This window comes from Paenibacillus sp. BK033 (assembly GCF_004345425.1).
Taxonomy (GTDB): Bacteria; Bacillota; Bacilli; order Paenibacillales; family Paenibacillaceae; genus Pristimantibacillus.
In genome coordinates, this window is the sequence record NZ_SLVP01000002.1 from 1054337 (window position 1) to 1075729 (window position 21393).

The window sequence follows — 21393 nt, forward strand, 5'->3', positions numbered from 1 at the left end:
TGTACTTCTATCTTGCTTCCCGCTCCTGCGGTTTGTATAATTCCTGTTCCTTGCGGTGCAGGTTTTGTCCGTAGTTATCGATCTTGGAATCCAGCCGCTCCAGCGTCTTTGTCATTTCCTCAATCCGTAGACGGAGCTGCTCCCGCTGCTCGATCAGGAGATCCTTCCTTGCCTCCGTCGTATGATCGCCCTGCTGGCACAGATTGACGTATTCGATCAATGCTTCAATCGGAAGACCGGCGCATCTCATGCATTTAATGAATTCAACCCACCTGAGATTATCCTCGGTATACTCCCGGATGCCATTGTTATTGCGATTCACGGACGGGATTAATCCAATACGTTCGTAATAACGGAGCGTATCCTGTGACAGGTCGTACCTGGCGCTTACTTCGGCCATTCTCATACGAATTGTCCCTCCTATTCCCTGATCCATCTAACAACAGTTTACATCGTCGACATATCGATGACAAACCGGTAACGGACATCGCTGCGGAGTACGCGCTTATAAGCTTCATCCACCTGATCGGCGTTGATCCGTTCGATTTGCGGTTTAATGCCATGCTCCGCCGAGAAATCGAGCATCTCCTGCGTCTCGCGGATGCCGCCAACCAGCGAGCCGGCAAGGCTCCGGCGCTGCATAATCAGAGAGAAGGCTCGATAGGAATCCGGTTCGGAAGGCGCGCCTACGTTAACCAGCGTACCGTCAACACGGAGCATCGACAGATACGCATCCACATTCAGATTGGCGGACACGGTATTCAAAATCAGGTCAAACCGGTTAGCCAGCTCTTTGAACGTATCCGGATTGCTTGTTGCCCGGTAATGATCCGCTCCAAACGCAAAGGCTTCTTCCCGCTTGTTCATCGACTGGCTCAGAACGGTCACTTCCGCTCCCAAGGCATGCGCGTATTGCACGGCCAGGTGGCCAAGACCGCCCATGCCGACGATCGCAACTTTTTTGCCGGGACCTGCGTTCCAATGCTTCAGAGGAGAATACGTTGTAATGCCCGCGCATAAAAGCGGACTTGCGACATCAAGCTCCAGGCTGTCCGGAACGCGGACAACAAATCTCTCCGTGACAACAATCTTCTGGCTGTAACCGCCATAAGTCGGTTGTCCGTCATAATCGAGTGAATTATAGGTGCTGACTACGCCTTTCGTGCAGAACTGCTCCTCGCCTTGCAGACAATATTCGCATTCCCCGCAGGAATCCACGAAGCAGCCTACGCCGACGCGGTCGCCAACGGCAAACTTGGTCACCGCGGATCCAACCGCTTCGACAACACCCGCGATTTCATGCCCGGGAACGAGCGGAAAGATCGCTTCGCCCCATTCGCCAAAGGCCGTATGAATATCCGAATGGCAAATACCGCTGAATTTGATATCAATTAGAACATCGTCGGGACGCAATGCCCTCCGTTCGATCGTTGTTTTTTCAAAGGGCGCCTTCGCGCTTGCCACACTGAGTACATGAGACGTGCACATGGTTTATCTACTCCTTCTCTGTTCAGATTGACTGTATCGTTTTCGAATACAGAAGGAGTATATATGCTGGAGTGGACTCCAAGTCAAGCCTTACTCAAGTCCCGGCCACCTTTTCCCTTTAAAATCCTTCGGCGTAACGCCAACCATTTTCTTAAACAGCTTGTTGAAATAAACGGGATCATGGTAGCCGACAAGCTGCGCAACCTCGTAATTTCGCAGGGAAGGCTCCTCGCTAAGCAGCTCCTTGGCCTTCTCAATCCGAAGGTGAATCAAATAGTCCGTGATCGTCATGTTCGTCTGATTTTTAAACAGCCGGCTCAGGTAGTTACCGTTCATTCCGACTATGTCGGCAAGCTTATCAAGCTCAAAGGGTTCTCCGTACGACTGCTTTAACGTTTCTTTGACCATTTCGACCGCGTGATGCTCCCGTTCCTGCGATTGCTCGGGTGCCGGCTCCGAGGCTTTAAGCTTGCGCTCGATTTCCTGAAGCACGGCTTCGAGCTGCGATTTGACGATCGGCTTAAGCAGGTAATCCTTTACGCCGCTGCGCAAGGCAGCTCTTACATAATCAAACTCCTCAAAGCCGCTCAACACGATGATATCAACGCCGGATCCGGTCTGCCGGATGTTCTTGATTAATTGAATCCCGTCCATTCGGGGCATTTTGATATCCGTAATGACAAGGTCGAGCCCTTGTCCGCATAAGCTCTCGAACTGCTCCCAAGCCGCTTGTCCGTTCGAGAATGTACCGATCACTTCGATTCCGGGGTTCAGCTTGGACAAGATTTTAACCAGCCCCAGACGAATAACTTCCTCATCATCGACAATCATGGCCTTCATGCCTATACACCTTCTTCGAGTCGTTAACGTTTGTTATGGTTTAATCCCTTGAATAGACTGGCGATAAACCAAATCGCCAAGTATCATGAGCTTCTCAAGCGGCTCCTCCGGCCGTTCGATCCTCTCCAGCAGCTTATCTACCGCACGGATTCCAAGCCACTCCTTCGGTACGTTTACGGTCGTAATCGGAGGGTAATGCCTGGCGGCATCTTCAATATTGTCAAATCCGGTTAAAGAGAAATCGCCGGGCGCCTCCATCCCCAGTTCTTTCGCAGCCCTATGCGCGTCAATGGCGATGGAGTCATTGGCGCATACCAGTGCCGTCGGAAGCAGCCGCTGCTTCTTGCGGCGGGTCAGCCAGGCTTTGATCGGCTCGTCGAAATGCTCCATAGCCTCCAGATCGGTCAGATGATCATGTCCGTCCCAAAGCTCAAACTCCTCCATCGCATGCCGGAATCCGTTCCAGCGCTCGAAAAAGCTTCGGGAATATCGTATATTCCCGATAAAGCCAATACTGCGGTGACCAATGCCGATCAGATGCTTTGTCAACCGATACATGCAATCGTAATTATTCGCGTAGACCGTGTCTGTCGGAATCAGCATGTCCTCATGGTCAACGAGCACCATGGGGATACCAAGACGGTGTATCTCCAGCAGCATGGAAGAAGCGATTTCGCCAACCCCAATCATGCCGAGCAGTCCTTCCGGCTTCAAAAGCTGCAGGAAGCCTTCTACCTTCTGCTCCATAACGATGACGCTGCCTATTTCTTTTTCCTCCAGCCGGCTCGCAATGCCGTCCAGAATGCGTCCCCAATAGACGGAATCCCTCGTCTGAAACCTGATATTCGGCATAAGCACAAGCACGGATTGCCTCACTCCGGTTTCCGGGAGCCTGCCGTCCTCGTGTCCCGTCTTGCCCGCCTTGACATAACCGCTGTTCTGAGCGAAATAGCCAAGCTGCGAAGCAACTCCGATAACCCGTTCCTTAGTCGCTTCGCTGACGCCTCCTTTACCGGAGAGAGCCTTGGAAACGACATATTTGGATACCCCCAGATGATCCGCGATTTGCTGCATGGTCACTTTTTTCGTCACTATCGTCTTCCCCCGTCGCTATATTCCGTTAATCCCTTATCCTCGTAACCGCCAATGGGCAGCTTCAGGACAACCTCCGTACCGCCTTGCAATCTTTCCAGCACCTGTAAGCCGTAATGGGCTCCGCAGTGCAGCTTGATTCGTTCGTTTACATTCCGCAGGCCGATCCCGCCACGGCCGGTTGCACGGACAGGCTGCAGGTTGAGAAAGGCCTGATTTAACCGCTCCCTCGTTTCGGGCGGAATGCCCAAGCCATCGTCCAGGATACGCACCAGCAGGCTCTGATCGGAACTGGCAATCAGAATTTCAATATTCATTACCGGCTTCGAATCGTCAAACCCGTGTTGTATCGCATTTTCGACAATTGGCTGCAATAGCAGTCTCAGCGTCGGAATTTCAAGAAAAGGCTGATTCTCTTCCAAATGGAGGTGAAGCCGGAACCGGTTCGGATACCTGTAGTTAAGCATCTCGACATAATGCTTGACATGCTCAAGCTCCGCTTTAACGGTTGTCCTCTCTCGCACATCGCCAATGCTGTAACGCAGCAGCTGACCGAATTCCGTCAGCATATCGGCGACCGCTTCATCGTCATTCAGCTCCGCAAACATCCGAATCGTCTCCAGCGTATTGTACATGAAATGCGGATTAATCTGATTCTGAAGCGCGTGAATCTCCGCTTCGTTCTTTTTCGCTTCGATCTCGTAAATGTCTTTGATCAAATGGTCGATTCTTACGATCATGCGGTTAAACTGAAGGCCGAGCTGCCCGATTTCGTCCCTGTGCCGGATCGGAAACTGTACGCTCAGGTCCCCCTCCTGAACCTTGCGCATCAGCCTCATCATTTTCCTCAGAGGCTTCGTCAAGGCGATGGAGAGCAGAATAGAGATAAGAAGCGCAATCCCGATGATGGCGAACGTAGCTGCCCAAGTCGTGTTCCGGGTACGGATCGAGTCCTTGTTCATCTCCTTCTCCGGAATGAGGACAAACCACTTCCAGTGCGTATCGGCCGAGGTTGTGTAAATAACGAGCTGCCGCTGCCCGTCAATATCGGCGTAGAAATGTCCGTTTTTCTCGCTATGCTCGGCGACCTTGCCAGCGATATCGCGGGCGCTGTGATTGTTATCGCTGTCATAAATCAAGCTGCCCCGATCATCCATGATCAACGCGTTGCCGTGCGTCAGCTTATTCATTTCGACAATTTGATCCTCAATGACGCGGAAATCCGTGTCCACCGCAATAAGCCCGATCGGCGTGAGCGAAATGTCGTCGAGAATTTTGCGCACGACGGTCAAAGCGTTCTTGTTGCTGTTCAGCGTGCTGACGTAAGTCTCGGTCCCGAGGAGCAGCGCTTCCCCGCTTGATTGATCGGAAAGGCTTTTCCACCGCCGGTAGCTCTCCTCCAGATTGCTCCGCACGGAGCCGGTCTCCGTCGAATAATAGCCGTTGCCATACGCATCAAAGATATAAACGACATTCGCGCCTCTTTTTATGTTATTGATAAACTTTACCGAGGACTGGATTCCCCGCTGAATTTGGAGCAGCTGATTGATGTCGTTCCCCGCCGACTGTCCTTCGCCGTTCTTTCGCAGCCGTTCATAGTAGGTGTTGGAGCGGATCAGATTTTGCTTGATCTCCGCCTGATAAGCCGGAATAGAGGATACGCGCATCATATCCTCCACGTAGTCATCCATCCGTTCCATCATGGCAATCATCAAATTGTTGGAATAGGACACGGTTGTATTCTCGATAGAGCCTGAATAGTTGGAATAAGAGATGTAACCGATAAAAGCCAGCGGCAAAGAGATGACGACCAGAAACACGGCCAGCAGCTTGCGCTCCATCGGCATGTCCGTCACCTTGGACCATACCGCCCCGGCCCATTGTTTCGCGTTCATCATGCTAGTCTTACCACCCTCAACTGATATACCCAAACATTATACGACAATCCGTTAGCAATCGCATGTTTTTGTTATGACGGGTTAGTAAAGTTAGCTAACTCCCCTAACAAGCTTAGGAATGGGCAAAAGAGACCTCCCGCCTGTCCGTTTGGACGGCGGGATGCCTCTTTCCCTTGTTATTGCAACGAAATTTGACGCAGATGGAGCTTGGCGGAAGCTCCGCTGCTGCCGAGCTCCTCCAGCTTAATGCCAATCACCTTGATATCCTTCAGATCGACGCCCGCGACCTGAGCAGCGTCCTTGAGGGAAAGGGTGAGCGGTGTATACTCCGCGGCGCTGACGGCTGACGGGGCGCCGCTGTCCACCCACGTCCAGCCGCTTCCGCTCTTGATGAAAATACGCGCTTTAGCCGATCCCTCGCTTAATCTAACTGCCGCGGTAAGGGAATTCTTTCCCGTCAAATTAAGCGCCGACGGGTTTATCGTGAGTTCAAACTCCTCGTTCCAGGCATGAGTTGCCGGATTCTGACCCGTATTTACAAGCGGGAAATCAACGGTCAGCGTTCCTTCCTCTTCATCGAAGCCTATGTCCTTGGCGCTCGCCGTATTGTTTTCCAGCGTCCAACCGGTCACATCGCCGGCCGCTTGGAACGAATACAGCAGCCCGGTTGGCGTTCCCGGCTGCTCCGCCGCGCCGGGAAGCTCGGGAAGCCCCGCTGCGCTCACCGCTCGAATCTCGTCAAAGCCCAGCGAGCCGCTATGGCTGCCGCCGTCCATTGCATTGATATAAAGGTTGAAGCTCGTGACGCTCTTTAGCGCTTCCTTCGTGACCGGTCCTCCAGAGCTCCAAGGCGCGACGGCAAAATCCGCAAACGGAATCGTCAGGCTGTATTCCTCAGACGGCGCTAGAGCCGGATAAGCTTCATACGCCGTGCCGTTGATCATAAGCTGCACCACAAGCTTCAGCGGCTTGCCGTCTTTGGCAAAGGCGCCGGCGTCGTCGGTTTTGATCCATAACGACAGCGCATTGTCGCCGCTCCAATCAACCGTGCCAAGGCTCTTGCCGACACCGGTATAGCCCGCTGTGCCAACCGCATATTCCAGCTTCATGCCATATTCGCCGGCCGACTTGGCCTCCCCGCTTAAGGAAACGCGGATATCATCGCCGCCTGCCTTCGGATATTTGGCTTTAAGCGCGTCGCCGGCGCCCCCGTATCCTTCGTAATCGTCAATAAGGCCGGTATCCCGAACCGGGGCGGCATACGTATTGTACAAGCCGATTTCATCAATCAGGACCGTGATTGGCCCGGAAGCGGAGAGCCCGCTTCCCACAAGCGATACCGCGAGCCCCGATGCCTGCGCCGCCGCGGCTTCGCTATTCAGGTCGATAACCGCCTCATATCGGTAATATACCGTTCCGTTTACGGTAATCGGCTCCAATTCCGAGAGCGAACGTTTCGTGGCATTGCCGCCATACTTGGTTCCCCAATCCTCCGGGTACATCGCAACGGCCTGCACCGCCCCATCTTGGCCTAGCGCAGACGGAAGCAAAGCGGACAGCTTTAACCGTTTCACCCGGGACAGGTTAACGCCGCGAAGCCCATCGCCCGTCAGCTGCAGCTTCAGCTCCTGCCAAGTATCGCCGGCTGCAAGACCGCGGGATACGGTTAGACCAAGCATGCCTTTCCCGTCCAACGCTTTATGCTCGAGCGCCATTTCGATGGAGGACGGGTACGTACCGTTATTTTGAACATCGGACATATCGCCCTCTTGTTCAAAGGTGAAACGCTTTACATCAAGCTCGGGCACTTTGACAAATACCGAGATCGTCTGTTCAAGCTTTGCCCCGCCCGGCAGATAGGCATGAACCGTTATCAAGGCCGATTTGCCGTTTAATGACGCTTCGGGCAGCCATGCGCCTGCATAGTAACCGTCCCCGTCCAGCTTCATTTCCGCCTCGGTACCGCTGTCCCCGGCCGTGTAGGTTACTTTAGCCGGCGCTGCATGGATAACCTTTGCCCGGATTACGGCAGGCGCCTCGGTTACGGTGCCTACGTTCGTCGGCGAGACAATATGCAGAAAAGGCCGCTCCTCTGCCGTCTGCAGCGTTCTGCCGTAAACATTATCGCTTCGGATATCCCTTGCGAAAGCCGTATACGGATCATCGTAGTAGCGGATAAAATCCTGCAGCAGCTCGTGATTGCCTTTGCCGGCTGCATCCTTGTACGGGACGAACAGGTTATTGCCCTCGCCGAAGTTGGCCCAGGTCAGCATATAGGCAATTCTCTTGGCATCCGGATCGTTCTTGATCGCATTCATCACCTTGGTGAACCATTGAAGCTCGTTATTGCCGGTCGTCTTCATCCCCTGCGCACTGTAGCCATATTCCGAGAGCGTCGCGATTTTCCCTTTGCGGTCCGCCAAGCGCGAGATCATCTTCAGATCTTTGACCAATCCGCCAAGAAAGGCATCGCCGCCCGCGTTATCCTTGTTATCGTATTGGTCCATTCCGAGAATATCGACGTACTCGTCTCCCGGATAGGTTGTCAAATATTCGTCCTCGTTGCCGTTAAACGGTCCGTTAGGGGAATACACGTACAGGAAGTTGCGGACATGACGCGCATCGCGCAAATATTCAACGGTGTAACGGTACAGCTCCGCATATTCCGCCTTGGCAGTTGTGGAAGCCCCCCACCAGAACCAGCTGCCGTTCTGCTCGTGGAAAGGCCGGAACAGTACCGGAATCAGACGTCCTCGGTCATCCTTGAGCCCATTTGCCAGAGCCGCAATCCGGTCCAGGTATTGCTTGAACTCCCCGTTCTTGTCTCCTCCGGGAAGAATCCGCGTGACTACGGACTCAGCCGCGCCAACCGAATTGCCGGTATCGTTGAAATTTCCGCCGGTTACGAAATTGTACGGATGCGTGCTGAGCGTTACGATGCCGCCAAGCGCATACGCCCTTTTCATGGCTGCCGACAGCCCGGCCCGGCTCGCCTCAGCATCGCCTGCTACGCCCGGAGGATTCTCCCGGCCCTCCAGGCTCAAAGTATCCCAGCCAAAAACAGCCGGATAGTCGCCAACATCATTGTTTACATCCGAGATAATATTTCCGTCACCGTCTTTTCCGGCGATGGAGACCGTTGTGTCATGCTGATGGCCGAATAGCACTTCTTTCCCCCGCGTATCCTGTAAAAAAGCAAAGAGCGACTTCGTTTCGCCGGTAGCGTCCGCGTCTACCAGATTTGCGGTTGCCGCGGCTGTTCCCGGAGCGCTTCCCGTCCCCGTTAACGTGCCGGACAGCAGCTTGCCGTTTTTCCATTCATATGAACCTGCCGCGGTAATCGTCTGGCCGTTTATAACGGCATTGCCGCCCAGAAGGTTAATCGTTACTTCACCCGTCGTCGCTTGCAGGGTCAGCGTTGAGCCCGATGCCTCGGTGCCAATCGTAATCGAATGTACCGTTGATTCGCCGTCCACCACGATTTCGCCAGCCGAATTCAACGACAAGCTTTGAACAGCCGAATCGCCCGATACAACGACTCGAACTTTCCCTTCCGCGCGGTTTACGATCAATCCGGAGAGCGTTGCCTGTCCAATATGCACGGAGTGATCGCCCCCGCCCGAAATAAAAGTATTGCCTTTTACTTGTACGGCTTCGAGCGATGCTTCACCGTCCGCAATTCCCGGCGCAAGGTACAGGTTGCCGGAGATTGCGGCGTTCTTAAGCATTACTCCGGGCTGATTGATGATGACGTGGCTCTCCAGCTTGCCGCCGGAAACCGTTCCCGCCTCCTGGTACAGCTGGCCGACCAACCGGTCGATGACGGTGACAAGCTCCGCGCGCGTCATCTCCGCGTTTGGCCGGAAGGTACCGTCGGCATAGCCCTTCAAAGTACCGCCAAGCGCCAGGACCGGCCCGCGTGCATACGCGCTGATTTGAGCCGAATCGGCAAACGGCAATTGGCCGGTTGGCTCTGGCGCGCTTAGCTCGAGCACTCTCGCGAGAAAGACCGCCGCATCCTCCCGGGTAACGGCAGCGGACGCTTTGGACAAATTGCCCGGAACCCCCTCATAGTAGCCTGCCTTGCGGGCAATGCTCAGCGCATCGGCATACCACGCTCCGCCGGGGATATCCGCAAATGTATTGCCAGACTTGGCATAATAGCCGAACAGGCGGTTAAGGATCGTTGCCAGTTCCGCGCGCGTCACTTTGTCGTCCGGATGCAAAGAGCCGTCCGCAAAGCCTTTAATGACGCCATACCCCGCCCACCTGGACAAGGCACCGGAAGCCCAGTGCGCCCCCTCTTGCACGACAGCCTGGAGCGGTACGGAATAAGAGGATTTCAGAGGCAAGCCTGCCGCCTGAATCGTTCCCTGAAATAAAAGTGCTGCCGATAACGCCGCAGCCATTAGCGCGGTGGACCTGTTCTTCGCCTTGTTCAAGCTTGTTCACTCTCCATGGACAGATTGGGTTAAAGCGCTTTCAATTTAATCAAACCACGAAGCTGCCTGCTGCTGTATAGCGGATAGAGAGAACGTAATCGTCCCCTCTATCCTCATATGTCCATGCTTTCTATTTGACAGCCCCGTTCGTAACGCCGGCGAAAATATAACGCTGCAAGAACACGTACATAATCGCGGTTGGGATCATAATAATGAGAATCGCGGAAGAAACCATCTGCCAGTCCCCGCTATTGACTCCAAAGAACCGCATTAAAGACGTCGAAACAACAACGTTTTCCGAGCCCGGCAAGTAAAGGAACGGCGTATACATGTCGTTATAGATGGCTATCGTCTTCAGAATGACAATCGTTGCCGTTGCCGGCCCAAGCAGCGGGAAGATGACGGAAAAGAAGATTTTGAACAGGGATGCCCCCTCCATCATGGCCGCTTCGTCCAAATCATAAGGAATGTTGCGAATGAACTGCAGATAAATATAAATTTGCAAAATATCCGCGCCGACATAGAGCAGCACGGGGCCCATCAAATGATTGGTCAGATCGAGTCCTTGAATCGTCTTGTAGTTAATCACCTGGGTTGTTATTTGCGGAATGATGGTCGCGAACAAAAACAGTCCGATGAGCGGCCCCTGCAGCTTGAATTGAAAACGGGATACCGCATAACAAAAAGCGGAGCCGAGCAGCACGTTCAGAACAAGCGTGGTACCCAGGATGATAAGCGTATTGCCGAACGCTCTTCCCATATCGGCCTGCATGAAGGCCTCGCCAAAATTCCGGAAATTCAGGAAGCTGTCAGGAAGCGCCATGGCCGATTTGGTCAAATATTCATCGGGAGTCTTGAATGCGTTCGCCACAATGATATAAGGCGGGAATAATACGATAAAAGCTGCGATCAGCAGGGATACATATTTGGTAACGGTCCAGACCGGATTTTCTCGTATCACGATCAATCCCTCCCTTTGTTCAAGAAGTATCTTTGGATGGAAAGCACAAGAACAACGCCCAGCAACAAAACTACGCTCATCGCCGAAGCAAGTCCGTAATTATTGAACTGGAAGGCGGTCTCGATAATTTTCATAACAAAGGTTTGACTCGCTCCCGCAGGTCCGCCGTTCGTCAGCACAAACGGTAGATCGAATACCTCCAGAGCGCCGGTCACGGTCAGGAACAAGTTCAATTCAATAATTTTGTATATATTAGGAACCGTGATGAACCGGAATTTTTGCCAATTGTTTGCGCCGTCTATAGATGCCGCTTCATACAAGTCGGAAGGAATCGACTGGAGAGCGGCCAAATAAATAACCATATTAAACCCCATAAACCGCCAAAATCCGATGGATGCAAGCGTATAATTCACAAACCCTTCCGAACCGAGCCAGCTTGTCTCCGAGCCTAGTCCCAGTTTGCCAAGCAAATAATTAAGCGAGCCTTCCGTCGTATCAAATACATAACCGAACAAATAAGCTACCGCTACGCCGTTGAGGATGTAAGGCAGGAATAGGAGCAGGCGGTAAAAATATCTGCCTTTCAGCTTTCCGTTCAAAATAATGGCGAAATAGATCGCGGCGATATTTTGCGCAATTCCCACCACGAAATAGGCAATGTTATGCTTGAATACGCCGAATATTTCCGGATTCGTGAAGACCTCCTTGTAATTCCTAAGCCCAATCCATTCTTTGTCCGCGCTCATGCCGTCCCAATTGGTGAAGCTTAGCCTTACGAGCTCGAGAGCCGGATAATAAGAGAACGTCAAGAGCAGCAGGAGAGGCAGCGTGACAAACAATATAATAATGATCTTTTTCTGTGTTCCAAAAGGAAGCCTGCTGAGCATGGTATCCCTTCCTCTCCCTTGTCTAGTCGGCCGGATATCTGGATCCGGCATGCATGGTGTATGCCCCGGGAGCGGCAGGATGCATACAATTCCCCCGCTCCCGAGACGTCAAGCCTTGCTGCTTATTTAACTGCCGATTTTCTTGCGTTTGCCCACAGCTTGTTGTATTTATCAAGCACGGCTTGCGGATTCTTCGATAGAACAAACTCCTGAACCATGCTGTTCTGATCGATTTGCGCCGCATTTTGGATCGAAGTGGCCGTATCGTTCGGCGGGCCAAGCTCAATGTATTGCGGGTTATAGCTGTTGAATTCAGCCAGCTGGGAAAGCTTAGGCTCTTTGGATTTCAAGGTCGGAATGAAGCCCGCAAAATCCTCGTAACCGGACTCCTCAATCATCCATTTCACAAAAGCTTTCGCCGCGGCCACGTTGCCGTCTTTATTCACCGCATAGAACCAATCCGGGTTAAGCGGAGCCTTAAACGTGCCGGAATTGTCGACCGGGAACGGGAAGAAGCCGATATCCTCCGAAGCTGCACCATTGTCGATAACCTGGTTAATAACCCAGTTGCCAAGCAGATACATGCCCGATTTGCCTTGGGCGACATCCTTCTTCGATTTCTCCCAGTTTGTCGATTTAATGTCCTTCTCCAGCAGGTCCTTCTCGTGCATCGTGCGAAGAATCGACCAGGATTGGCCGTATACGCCGTCTATCGTGTATGGCGCGTCGCTGTCCGCGCGTTTGTTTTGGTGGTCGGAAGCTCCGCCAGCCATGGTTGGAACGTCGTAAATCCAAGCGTCAAGCGGCCATTTGTCCTTGAAGTTGGAAGCCAGCGGCACGATTCCCGCATCCTTCAGCTTTTGCGCCGCTGCATAAAATTCGTCAAGCGTTTTTGGCACCTCCGCGATGCCAGCTTTCTCAAACGCCTTTTTGTTGTAGACAACTCCCACCGTGCTGTTGCCGGACGAAATACCGTACATCTTGCCTTCAAACGCTTTCAAATCCTTGAAACGAATCTCGTCCGAGAACTTAATGTCGTCAAGCGGCGCGAAATATTTCGGGAAATCGGAGTTTGGAATGCCCGGTCCGATCAGAATAACGTCCGGGAACTTGCCGGAGGCGATCCGGATTTTGGCGTTTTTCTCATAGTCCGTAATTCCCTCGAACTCAACCGTTACGCCGGGATACTTCTCCTCGAATCTTTTCTTGTAGTCGTTAAATTCTTTACCGATCATGTCGGTACGCTGCGTTAAGAAGACGACTTTCCCTTTGATCTCTTCGGTAGCGCCGTTCGCATCGGATGCTGCCGGCGTCGCTTCCGCAGCGCTGTTTGAAGGCTTCACATTTGTGCTGCTGTTGCTATTGCTGCTGTTGTTTCCGCCGCACGCCGCCAAAGTTGTTAGCATAACTGCACTAGTCAACAATAACAATGACTTCTTTTTCATTCGCAATTCCCCCTGAAAATGTTTTTGGTACCGCTTGCATTTCGAGTATATAACCATCTCCCGGATAATAAAATGGTCTGTATTATCTTTTCTGGTCTTAAAAACACTTTAGGCAAAACGACGCCTCCTGTTTGCCAGAACCGTTATATTTTGCCGTTTTTATCTTGTTTCATATATATAACAGGCGCTCTCAGCCTGGTATCGGGATCCTAAGTATTTTTTTCCGCTAGCTATTGCCAAACAGCAATTGATGTTGTTAACTTATGATAACAAATTATTATTTTTGTTATGCTAACAACATTTATTCGGAGAGGTGTATATGATCAAACCATTTATTGGCGGAATGACTTGGGGATGGACCGGGATAAGAGGAACCTGGGGGAATGAGGAAACGATTCGTTCCATGCAGCTGATGGCGCAGAGGCTCAACGTTAACTGGACCGCCGTCACCTTTGCCGCGATGCAGGAGCATCCGCAGGCAACAAAGATAGCTTACAAGGAAGCTCCCACCGTAACGGATCAGGAGGTCCGTCATGCAATCGGCGAGGCGAAACGGCTTGGCTTGAAGGTTGTTCTGAAGCCGGTCGTTAATTGCGCCGACGGCATATGGAGGGCTCATATCAATTTCTTTGATCACGATGTCCCCTGCGAGCCTAAATGGTCGGATTGGTTCGCTTCGTATACCGACTTCATGCTGCATTATGCGGCTATTGCCGAAGAAACCGGCTGCGAGATGCTGTGCATCGGCTGCGAAATGGTTCAAACGGACCGCAGGGAATCCGAATGGCGAGCCCTTATCCGGAAAGTAAGAGCGGTCTACTCCGGACTTATTACTTATAATTGCGACAAATATCAGGAGGATCACGTGAATTGGTGGGATGCGGTTGACGTCATTTCCTCCAGCGGCTATTACCCGGTTAACGATTGGGAACGGCAGCTGGACCGGATCGAAGCCGTCGTTCGACGCCACCGGAAGCCTTTCTTCTTCATGGAAGCAGGCTGTCCGAGCCGCCAGGGCTCGGATGCGCTTCCCAATGACTGGGGACTAGCCGGCGATCCGGACGAACAAGTGCAGCAAACATATTTGGAGACGATGTTCGGCGCCTGCGATTCCAGGGAATGGGTTGGAGGTTTCATGCTCTGGGACTGGCCGGCGCAGCTTTATCCGGAGAATCAGGCTTCGAGCAACGACGATTATTGCATGTTCGGCAAATCGGGAGAACATGTCGTCAAACGGTACTACACTCAAAAAACGCGGGAACACGAGGAGGCAAACGGATGACTTCGTTAACGGAAGAGACACGGCAATGGAGGCTTGAGATCGAGCGTGAGCTTGACGGGAATATTCTTTCCTTCTGGCTGAAGCATGCGCCGGACGAAAGATTCGGAGGCTTTGTCGGCGAGATTAGGCAAGACATGACGCGGATGGATCATGCCGAGAAAAGTCTTGTGTTAAACACCCGCATCCTGTGGACCTTTTCCACCGCTTACCGTTTATTCCGAAAAGAGGAATATCTGGAGGCGGCTAATCGGGCTTACCGCTACATCCATAGCTGTTTCATCGATAAGCTGCATGGCGGTCTCTATTGGATGCTGGACGCGGAGGGCAGACCGGTCTCAGCCAAAAAACAAATCTACGGCCAAGCCTTCGCGATCTATGCCTGGTCCGAGTATTACCGGGCAACAGGCAATCCGGAAGCGCTCGAGGAGGCAGCGGGCTTGTACCGGCTCATCGAAAAATACGGACGGGACCCCTTGCATCTCGGCTATATCGAAGCTCTTGCCGAAGATTGGAGCACCACCGACGAGCTTAGTCTCAGCGACAAGGATTTGAACGAGAAGAAATCCATGAATACCCATCTCCACGTGCTTGAGGGTTATACCAACCTGTACCGGATATGGCCCGACGAATCGCTTCGGAAGTCCCTTGGCGAGCTTATTCAGATTACGATGGACTATATCGTGGATCCGAAAACAGGCCATTTCAAACTCTTCTTCGACGAAGCTTGGAACAGCAAATCCGGCCATATTTCTTACGGCCACGATATCGAAGGCAGCTGGCTGCTGCACGAAGCGGCGGAAGTGCTTGGCGATGAAGCGCTGCTTCAAAAGGCGAAAGCCGTTGCCGTCCACATGGCCGAAGCCACGCTTCGCGAAGGAATCGGCGCGGACGGCGGCATTCCCAATGAAGCGGACAGCTCCGGTCTGATCGACGCGAACCGGGACTGGTGGCCGCAGGCGGAGGCGGTTGTCGGCTTTTATAACGCTTACGAGCTGACCGGAGACAAGCGGTATGCCGAGTCGGCCAAAGCTTCCTGGAAGTTTATCCAAGACTTCCTCGTCGACCGGGAGCATGGAGAATGGTACTGGAGCGTTACGAAGGACGGCGAGCCCGTGGCCGGACATCCGAAGGTTGGCGCCTGGAAATGCCCTTACCATAACGGTAGAGCCTGCTTTGAAATGCTGGAGCGCTTGTCCCGTTAACCGAACGAATACAAGATTTGGAGGAATAATCGATGAATACTGTTTTTTCAAGCCGCAAAGAAGCCCTTACTGAACGTTACGAAACTTTAATTGCGAAACCCAATCATAAGGTGCCGTTTGGAAACGGCATCTACGACCGCTATGAGAATCCCGTATTGACCGCGGCTCATGCGCCACTGATCTGGTTGTATGATTTTAATCCCGAGACCAATCCGTATTTCATGGAGCGGCTTGGCGTAAACTGCGTATTTAATCCCGGCGCTATCGAGTTGAACGGCAAGTTTTATCTGGTAGCCCGCGTGGAAGGCCATGACCGCAAATCGTTTTTCGCAATCGCCGAAAGCTCTACCGGCGTGGACGGCTTCCGTTTCTGGGATCATCCCGTCGTGCTGCCGGAAACCGAAATTCCGGATACGAACGTCTACGACATGCGTCTTGTCAAGCACGAGGATGGCTGGATTTACGGTCTGTTCTGTACCGAGCGCAAGGATCCCGCAGCCCCTCCGGGCGATCTATCGAGCGCCGTCGCCCAATGCGGCATCGTTCGCACCAAAGACCTTAGATCCTGGGAACGTCTCGCGGATTTGAAAACCGGATCCAATCAGCAGCGGAACGTCGTTCTTCACCCCGAGTTTGTTGACGGACAATACGCTTTTTACACCAGGCCTCAGGACGGATTCATCGATGCGGGCTCCGGCGGCGGCATCGGCTGGGGATTATCGCATTCGATGGAGAACGCGGTAATCGAGAACGAAACGATTGTAGACCATCGCCATTATCATACGATCAAAGAAGTGAAGAACGGGCAAGGGCCTGCTCCAATCAAGACAAGCAAAGGCTGGCTTCATATTGCCCACGGCGTCCGTAACACCGCGGCCGGCCTGCGTTACGTGCTGTACGCGTTTCTCTCGGAGCTGGATCGCCCCAATGTCGTCACGCACCGTCCCGGCGGCCACTTTATCGCGCCGGAAGGAATCGAGCGCGTCGGCGACGTCTCGAACGTCGTATTCTGCAATGGGGTTATCGCTCGCGATAACGGCGACGTGTTCGTTTACTACGCTTCCTCGGACACGCGCTGCCACGTGGCAACGACAACGGTTGACCAATTGCTCGACTATGTCACGAATACGCCGGAGGACCCTCTTCGTTCGTACGCGTGCGTCGAGCAGCGGATACAATTGATCGATCGCAACCTTCAGCTGAATAGCTAATGACATATAAAGGAGCTGTTCCATTTGGAACAGCTCCTTTGGGTTATTGCTCTAAGTGACGCGCTTCTTGCCACATGGCGTTGTATTGCTCGAACGTTTTCTGAAGGTCAGGGGAAGCGATCCAATCCTGAATGTACTCTCCCGACCATAAAGACAGATTCGCCTTTTCCGCTATCCGAAGAAATTTGTCGCTGGGCGGCACGTTTTCAACAAACGACGGCTTGAACGACAGGAACTGCTTCAATTGGGGCGATATATCCGTGTCCGAATCCAGTTTCACGGGAAGATACCCCTGCTCCTCCACATAACCGGACTGTTCCACAAAAAATTTCACCCACGCTTTAGCGAGCTCCTTATTGCCGCTGAATTTGCTCACGCCAATGAACCAATCCGGTAGAAGCGGAGCGTAACGCTTGTCCTCATCATCATAAGGAAAAGGGAAAAATCCGATATCTTCGGGCTTAGCCCCCGCTTCAATAATCTGATTAATAACCCAATTGCCGTTAAGCAGCATGGCCGCTTCGCCATCCGCTATTTTTTTCTTGGACAGTTCCCACTGATTGTTCATCAAGCCCTGTTCCGTGTAGCCGTCATGAATCAACGTTTGCACGATCTTCATGGATTGTCCCCATTCATTGCCTATATCCCAGGGCTTGTCCGTGTCCGCCATCTCGCTCAGGTAGTCGGGATCCCCCGACATAAAACTGACCAGCTCTTCCCCCCAGGTTTTCATCGGCCACTGCGCGCCGTAATTCAGAAAAACGGGAGTAATGCCAGCAGCCTTCAGCTTCTTGCATGCTTCATAGAAGGAAGTGAGCGTTGTCGGAAGCTCGGTTACGCCTGCTTTTTCCATCGCTTTCTTGTTATATACAATCCCAATCGTTGAGGTTCCGGACGCAATGCCATACCGGGCTCCGTTAACCGATTTATAATCCGCGAAGCGGACCGAAGCGAATAAATCGTCCGAAAGAGGCTCGAAATATTGCGGCAGGTCCTCCGCCAGCATATTAGCCGGCAGCAGCAGGACATCTCCCATATTCAGGGTGGACAAACGAGTCATAATATCAGCCGTATAATTGCTGAATCCTTGAAATTCCACCGAAGTCCCCGGATGCTCCCGTTCAAACAACGCGGCATAACGGTTCATCGTGCCATTCTCGATTAAATCCACCCGGTTAGTCAGCACGTTTAACGTTATGCTCTTCGCCGTGCCTGCGCCGGATTCATTGCCCATGCCGGCGTCCGTCTTGCCTTCCCCGATCGAGCAGCCCGCAAGCCCGGAAGAAACGGCGAGTACAATCAACGTCATCCGAACAATTCCCCTCATATCCCGTCCCTCCTTGCGTTTATTCCGGACTAACCCCGTCAGGAAGCGCTTTCTCCCATTATACGACAAAACCGCAACAGCCCGCCATAGGCGGGCTGTACGGACACAAGCAATAAACTTTCCTTGTGCCTTCTTATTTTAAACTCGAATAGATGATATTTCTCAACCGAGGATGGATATAAGGCTCCTGATTGTTCAGCAAATGCTGCGCGTACATAACCGTCAGCTCGGAATCCGGATCGATAATCGCCATGCAGCCCGCGGCGCCGCTCCAGCCGAATTCCCCCAGCGGACTAAGCGACCCGCTTCGGGCATTGGACACATGCGTTCTGACGCCTAAGCCGTAGCCGTAGCCTTTCAGCTGCTCCCAGTTATAATCCCCGCGCATACGGTCGGTCAAATGGTCCGTCCGCATCAGACTGATCATTGCCGGCGACAAAATACGAACCCCTTCCGGGCTTTTTCCTTTATTGGTAAGGGCGTTGAGGAAAATCGCATAGTCGCTTACGGTAGACAATAGCCCTGCACCGCCGCTTTCGTGTTCCGTTCCTAACCGGTAGCCGTTACCGTCTTTGCGGACCGGTCTGCCCAGCTCGTCTTTGTATTCGTATTGGGGAAGGAGTCGGCTCCTTTGCTCCTCGGTTAAATCAAACGCCGTATCCCTCATTCCCAGCGGTCCCGTAATCTCCTCCCGGATATAAGCGCCGAAACGCCGGCCGTCCACCGCCTCAACCAGTGCCGCAAGCACGTCATGGCACAAGCTGTAATTCCAGCGGGTGCCCGGCTCGAAGAGAAGCGGTTCCTTGGCTAACGCCTCCGCAAACGCGCGCGTCGGCACCTTTCCCTGCGTATGTTCCGCAACCTCCTTAAGGGATGGAGAACCGATATCATAAGAAAAACCGGCCGTCATCGTAAACAGATCGCGAACAAGGATGGGATTTTTAGCTCGCTCGATCTCGAGCTTGCCGCCTTGAAGCCGCTTGCGGACGTTCATCTCCGCATATTCGGGAAGGTAAGCGGACAGCGGATCGTTCAGCAGCATTTTCCCCTGCTCTACAAGCCGAAGGGCTGCCACGCAGGTCATAATCTTCGTCATGGAATAGAGGTTGAAGATCCGTCCCTCTTCAATGGGAGTCTCTTCTTCCAGGCTCGAGAGACCGCTTCGGTAACGGAATACCGTTTCATTGCGGTGAACGACCATGACCTCTGCCCAAGGAATTCGCCAGGAGGTTACGCGGTTAATAAAATCGGTTAAGGCTTTCATGAATGCACTTCCATTCGCATGAGATAAGATTGTTTATTCGTAATCCATAACGACCATCTGATGCAATTCCAGCTCGGGCACGGTATAAGCAACCACGCCATCATTGTTGCTGAATAACAGCGGAGTCATTTGCGGCGCCAGATAGACCTGTTTGACGGGACGGTCCGTCCGGATCGAAACCTGAACATTGTATAGCGGAATTATATCCTCGATCACTTCCACTCCATCGCCTCTTCGCACCGGCGAAGCATAAAGGAGATGATTCACGAGGCGATTGAGCCCCTTCTGTTCCTGAAGGGTAACAACGCCCTGCGCCGGCAGACCGGTTTGAAGCGTCTTGCCCGGAAGCAGGCGATCCAGCGCGTATAGAACGGTTTCCTTCAAAATCAGGCTGCCTTTCTTCGCGTAATCCTCAAATACGTTCCAGGCGATATAAATTCCGCTGCCGCTCTCCACCATGCCCGGACCGCCATCGTTCCGGCTGCTTGGCGTATGCTGATGGGAGCAGAAGGCAAACGCATCCCGGTTAAAGTACGGATCTTCACGCCTGCCTAGCTCCGTCCCCCCGGCCAGCTCAACCTTTTGCCCCTGGGCATAAAAGATAAACGAAGCCTCTCTTAGGCTCTTTAACGCAAAACCCGGACGGAAATAATCCGGCTTGTAAGGGTTCACTCCCAAGTACCGTACTCCGAGGTCAACCGCAAACTTCTCTCCCGCCGGATCAAGTCCGGACCAGCCCGTTGCGAGGAGTTTGCCGCCTTGCTGCAGGTACTGCTCCAGCTTGCCCTGCAGATGAGCGTCAACAGCCGCATAATCCGGCATAATCAACACCTTGTAGGCGTTAAAATCATGCTCCTTGTCGATCACGTCAAACAGGATTTTTCCTTCAAGCAGCATACGGACGGCCCCGGCATCGGAGGCGCCTGTGGACTGCCCAGCCCGCGCTTTCTCATGGACGCCAACGGCTTCAAGCGACAGTAGAGCCACATCGGCCACATTTGCCGCGTTTGCGCACCAGGCTTCCTTGCTCTCGACCTCGCTATACGCGGCGCCGATCAGCGCATACGTCGCTTTGTCCATATAGCCGTCCGGATGCAGCTGATCTCCAATCGAGCATTTCGCCCCGTTGGCTATGCTGAGCGCCGCTTCGTAACGCAGGGCGTTCGGATGCTTATAGCCGCCGAATTCTCCCCAGGACGTATGGAACTTCCCCGTCATGCCCAGGAAATCAACGCCAAGGGTTTGAGCGTATCTGGCCGACAACGGAAAATGATCATAACCCCAGCCGCCCGTTGGAAGCGACTCCAGCTCCAGATGCGTATTCATCATGGCCAAATCCCTGCGGCCCCGCCTGATATGCCCGCCGTTATGGAAGATCGGCAGTCCCGGCTTAACGGAATCCACCGTTTCCTTCACCCTAGCCGTATAGTTGGCATACGTTCTTTCCCATAAACGGCGCATGGCTTGCTCATCCCTTGGATCCATGCCTTCCCGCCTTGCGCTTTCGATACAGTTATGGCAATAGCATTTGCGCACGCCAACAATATCGAGGAACACGCCATCCGCATCGTATCGGGACACCACTTCGCGAATCTGCGCGAGAAGAATACCGAGATACGGCGAATTCATGCAAAACTGGTGATAACCCGGCTCCATAAAGCCTTTTACCCAACCGGTCGTATCGTTCTCGTCGCGGATCAGCCATTCCGGATGCCGCCTGGCGAGCTTCTCGTCAAGACCCGCGGACAGGTAGACGGGAGTCTTCACGCCAATTTCATGCGCGGCCTCAATCTGCGCGGCAAGCAAATCAAAGCTTAGGCCCGGATGGATCTCGTTGGCTTCCGATGGATGATAAGCCCAGCCGTGATGGCATTTGGAGAAAACGGTGATCGAGTCGACATGGCCTAGCCGCAGCATCTCCTGAAACTGTTTTTTGTCAAACCGATGACCAATGGGGGTAATGGCTTCGGAGGTATGAAAATCAAGATGGACCTGGCGAAAACGCATAAGTTGTCATCCTTTCCGGTTCGTTTAACTTAACTATATAAGTTCCG

Annotated in this window: 15 protein-coding genes; 3 read left to right on the plus strand and 12 right to left on the minus strand. The window is 53.0% G+C overall.

Translation table 11 applies throughout. The features are described from left to right. Positions 1-7 precede the first annotated feature (7 nt). The 9 genes from EV294_RS11590 to EV294_RS11630 all read right to left on the minus strand — a co-directional run bounded on the left by EV294_RS11590 (position 8) and on the right by EV294_RS11630 (position 13053). On the minus strand, positions 8-406 hold the full coding sequence (locus EV294_RS11590; protein ID WP_132306878.1) for a MerR family transcriptional regulator: 399 nt from the start codon (positions 404-406) through the stop codon (positions 8-10). 41 nt (positions 407-447) lie between these two features. After that, positions 448-1488 (minus strand): NAD(P)-dependent alcohol dehydrogenase, encoded by a 1041-nt coding sequence (locus tag EV294_RS11595; RefSeq protein ID WP_132306880.1) that lies wholly within the window; start codon positions 1486-1488, stop codon positions 448-450. A 90-nt stretch (positions 1489-1578) separates the two neighbouring features. After that, entirely contained in the window at positions 1579-2328 is a 750-nt protein-coding gene (locus tag EV294_RS11600) for a response regulator transcription factor (RefSeq protein ID WP_132306882.1), read from the minus strand. Positions 2329-2361: 33 nt separating this feature from the next. Further along, the gene (locus tag EV294_RS11605) at positions 2362-3420 is read right to left on the minus strand and encodes a LacI family DNA-binding transcriptional regulator (RefSeq protein WP_132306884.1); all 1059 of its coding nucleotides are present in this window, start codon (positions 3418-3420) and stop codon (positions 2362-2364) included. Further along, complete coding sequence (locus EV294_RS11610) at positions 3420-5318, minus strand: cache domain-containing sensor histidine kinase (protein WP_243711627.1); 1899 nt, start codon at positions 5316-5318, stop codon at positions 3420-3422. Before EV294_RS11610 ends, EV294_RS11605 begins: the two co-directional genes overlap by 1 nt. Before the next feature lie 176 nt (positions 5319-5494). Next, positions 5495-9760, minus strand: coding sequence for a glycosyl hydrolase (locus tag EV294_RS11615; RefSeq protein ID WP_132306886.1), 4266 nt, complete (start codon positions 9758-9760; stop codon positions 5495-5497). 130 nt (positions 9761-9890) lie between these two features. Next, positions 9891-10721 (minus strand): carbohydrate ABC transporter permease, encoded by an 831-nt coding sequence (locus EV294_RS11620; RefSeq protein ID WP_132306888.1) that lies wholly within the window; start codon positions 10719-10721, stop codon positions 9891-9893. A 2-nt stretch (positions 10722-10723) separates the two neighbouring features. Beyond that, complete coding sequence (locus tag EV294_RS11625) at positions 10724-11608, minus strand: carbohydrate ABC transporter permease (protein WP_132306890.1); 885 nt, start codon at positions 11606-11608, stop codon at positions 10724-10726. 122 nt (positions 11609-11730) lie between these two features. After that, positions 11731-13053 (minus strand): ABC transporter substrate-binding protein, encoded by a 1323-nt coding sequence (locus tag EV294_RS11630; protein WP_132306892.1) that lies wholly within the window; start codon positions 13051-13053, stop codon positions 11731-11733. Positions 13054-13372: 319 nt separating this feature from the next. On the opposite strand from EV294_RS11630, the gene EV294_RS11635 reads away from it, so the two are divergent. Genes EV294_RS11635 through EV294_RS11645 form a run of 3 tightly spaced genes read left to right on the plus strand, consistent with a single transcriptional unit; the run spans position 13373 to position 16748 of the window. Continuing rightward, positions 13373-14335 carry a glycoside hydrolase family 113 gene (locus tag EV294_RS11635; RefSeq protein ID WP_132306894.1) on the plus strand — a complete coding sequence of 321 codons (963 nt, stop codon included), beginning with the start codon at positions 13373-13375 and terminating at the stop codon, positions 14333-14335. Beyond that, positions 14332-15537 (plus strand): AGE family epimerase/isomerase, encoded by a 1206-nt coding sequence (locus tag EV294_RS11640; protein ID WP_132306896.1) that lies wholly within the window; start codon positions 14332-14334, stop codon positions 15535-15537. Before EV294_RS11635 ends, EV294_RS11640 begins: the two co-directional genes overlap by 4 nt. A gap of 32 nt (positions 15538-15569) precedes the next feature. After that, positions 15570-16748 carry a glycoside hydrolase family 130 protein gene (locus EV294_RS11645; RefSeq protein WP_132306898.1) on the plus strand — a complete coding sequence of 393 codons (1179 nt, stop codon included), beginning with the start codon at positions 15570-15572 and terminating at the stop codon, positions 16746-16748. A gap of 43 nt (positions 16749-16791) precedes the next feature. Here the strand turns inward: EV294_RS11645 and EV294_RS11650 are convergent, their stop codons facing one another. From EV294_RS11650 to EV294_RS11660, 3 genes are all read right to left on the minus strand, one after another. Further along, entirely contained in the window at positions 16792-18075 is a 1284-nt protein-coding gene (locus tag EV294_RS11650) for an ABC transporter substrate-binding protein (protein ID WP_132306900.1), read from the minus strand. Positions 18076-18208: 133 nt separating this feature from the next. Continuing rightward, positions 18209-19339, minus strand: a complete 1131-nt coding sequence (locus tag EV294_RS11655) for a serine hydrolase domain-containing protein (protein ID WP_132306902.1) — start codon at positions 19337-19339, stop codon at positions 18209-18211. 33 nt (positions 19340-19372) lie between these two features. Then, positions 19373-21346 (minus strand): alpha-amylase family protein, encoded by a 1974-nt coding sequence (locus tag EV294_RS11660; RefSeq protein WP_132306904.1) that lies wholly within the window; start codon positions 21344-21346, stop codon positions 19373-19375. Positions 21347-21393 lie beyond the last annotated feature (47 nt).

What these genes read in the sequence shown, in the direction of transcription:
- EV294_RS11590 (WP_132306878.1), bottom strand. Translation starts at nt 406, where the DNA reads ATGAGAATGGCCGAAGTAAGCGCCAGGTACGACCTGTCACAGGATACG.
- EV294_RS11595 (WP_132306880.1), bottom strand. Translation starts at nt 1,488, where the DNA reads ATGTGCACGTCTCATGTACTCAGTGTGGCAAGCGCGAAGGCGCCCTTT.
- EV294_RS11600 (WP_132306882.1), bottom strand. Translation starts at nt 2,328, where the DNA reads ATGAAGGCCATGATTGTCGATGATGAGGAAGTTATTCGTCTGGGGCTG.
- EV294_RS11610 (WP_243711627.1), bottom strand. Translation starts at nt 5,318, where the DNA reads ATGATGAACGCGAAACAATGGGCCGGGGCGGTATGGTCCAAGGTGACG.
- EV294_RS11625 (WP_132306890.1), bottom strand. Translation starts at nt 11,608, where the DNA reads ATGCTCAGCAGGCTTCCTTTTGGAACACAGAAAAAGATCATTATTATA.
- EV294_RS11630 (WP_132306892.1), bottom strand. Translation starts at nt 13,053, where the DNA reads ATGAAAAAGAAGTCATTGTTATTGTTGACTAGTGCAGTTATGCTAACA.
- EV294_RS11635 (WP_132306894.1), top strand. Translation starts at nt 13,373, where the DNA reads ATGATCAAACCATTTATTGGCGGAATGACTTGGGGATGGACCGGGATA.
- EV294_RS11640 (WP_132306896.1), top strand. Translation starts at nt 14,332, where the DNA reads ATGACTTCGTTAACGGAAGAGACACGGCAATGGAGGCTTGAGATCGAG.
- EV294_RS11645 (WP_132306898.1), top strand. Translation starts at nt 15,570, where the DNA reads ATGAATACTGTTTTTTCAAGCCGCAAAGAAGCCCTTACTGAACGTTAC.
- EV294_RS11650 (WP_132306900.1), bottom strand. Translation starts at nt 18,075, where the DNA reads ATGAGGGGAATTGTTCGGATGACGTTGATTGTACTCGCCGTTTCTTCC.
- EV294_RS11655 (WP_132306902.1), bottom strand. Translation starts at nt 19,339, where the DNA reads ATGAAAGCCTTAACCGATTTTATTAACCGCGTAACCTCCTGGCGAATT.
- EV294_RS11660 (WP_132306904.1), bottom strand. Translation starts at nt 21,346, where the DNA reads ATGCGTTTTCGCCAGGTCCATCTTGATTTTCATACCTCCGAAGCCATT.